Below are 1,594 nucleotides of genomic sequence, written 5' to 3'. Positions count from 1 at the left end.
GGAGGTGCGGACGAAAACTTGGACTAACAGGGAGATAGTTCATGTATTCGTACGAAGACCGCATGAGGGCCGTGCAGCTCTATATCAAGCTCGGCAAACGGGCGAATGCCACCATCCGTCAGTTGGGCTATCCGACGAAGAATGCTTTGAAGCATTGGCATCGCGAATTCGCATCTGGCAACGACTTGTCGGCGGGCTACGAGCGCACCAAACAGCGGTATTCGGATGAGCAAAAGAGGATTGCTGTTGACCACTATCTGGACCACGGCCGTTGCTTGGCATGGACAATCAAGGCGCTTGGCTACCCTGGCCGCGAAAAGCTTGCAGCTTGGATCGATGAATATCAACCTGGCGATAGGCGGCGAGTTCACACCGGCAACTCAAGCGGCACCCTCAGATCGGAGCAGCAGAGGCGAACGGCCGTGATCGATTTGTGCTCCAGGCGTGATAGTGCCCGCTCGGTGGCTCAGAAGGTAGGCGTGAGCCGGCAGACGTTGTACGAATGGAAGAACCAGAAACTTGGTCGTGAGGTCCCTGCATCCATGACACCCCGTCGCGAATTATCACCAACTGCCATCCGAGACGAACTCGAACGTGAACTTGAGGCACTGCGCAGTGATGTGAAGCGCCTCCAACTCGAACATGATTTGCTTACGAAGGCCAACGAACTCGTAAAAAAAGATCTGGGCATCGATCTGCGGTTCCTGGGAAACCGGGAAAAGACACTGCTGGTTGATGCCCTGCGCGACACATATGCATTAGCCGAACTTCTCATGCGGCTTGAGTTCGCCCGCAGCTCCTATTTTTATCATCGGTCTCTGCTTTCTCTCGAGGACCGATACGCAGATCTTCGCCAAACCATCGTCGTGCTCTTCGAAACCAACCGTAACTGCTACGGCTACAGACGCATTCATGCGGCACTGGCCAGCGGTGGAGAACAGGTCTCCGAAAAGGTGGTGCGCCGCTTGATGAAACAGGAGCAGCTCGTGGTGACCACGGCTAGGCGTCGTCGATACACGTCTTACCAAGGTGAACTGGATCTTGCGCCGGAAAACTTGGTCAATCGTGATTTCCACGCTGCGAAGCCAAACGAGAAATGGCTGACCGATATCACCGAATTCCACCTGCCGGCAGGTAAGGTGTATCTGTCGCCCATAATCGATTGCTTCGACGGCATGGTAGTCAGCTGGTCTGTGGGCACGCGTCCAGATGCCGAACTCGTGAACACTATGCTTGATGCTGCGATTGAAACAATCGCCAATAGTTCGGAGCGTCCAGTCGTGCACTCTGATCGGGGTGCCCATTATCGCTGGCCTGGCTGGTTGTCACGCATGCAGAGTGCGCAGCTTGCCCGCTCAATGTCGCGCAAAGGGTGCTCACCGGATAACTCAGCCTGCGAAGGATTCTTTGGACGGCTGAAAAACGAGATGTACTATAATCGGACCTGGATCAATACGACCCTTCACGACTTCATACAGCAGCTGGATTCCTATATCCGGTGGTATAATCAGCACCGTATAAAAATCTCACTGGGCGGCGTAAGTCCCACGGAATACCGCCGGAACCTTGGAATTGCAGCATAAACAGTCCAAGA

General features: G+C 54.3%; 1 protein-coding gene. It reads left to right on the top strand.

Features of this window, described 5'->3' with window-relative positions; all coding sequences use genetic code 11:
* The first annotated feature begins 41 nt into the window (after positions 1–41).
* The gene (locus J2X76_RS31555; protein WP_310221892.1) at positions 42–1,583 is read left to right on the top strand and encodes an IS3 family transposase; all 1,542 of its coding nucleotides are present in this window, start codon (positions 42–44) and stop codon (positions 1,581–1,583) included.
* The last annotated feature ends 11 nt before the right edge of the window (positions 1,584–1,594 follow it).

The organism is Neorhizobium sp. 2083, from assembly GCF_031455615.1.
In the GTDB taxonomy this organism is placed as follows: Bacteria; Pseudomonadota; Alphaproteobacteria; order Rhizobiales; family Rhizobiaceae; genus Neorhizobium.
This window is presented reverse-complemented; position numbering and strand designations above follow the sequence as displayed.

What these genes read in the sequence shown, in the direction of transcription:
- J2X76_RS31555 (WP_310221892.1), top strand. Translation starts at nt 42, where the DNA reads ATGTATTCGTACGAAGACCGCATGAGGGCCGTGCAGCTCTATATCAAG.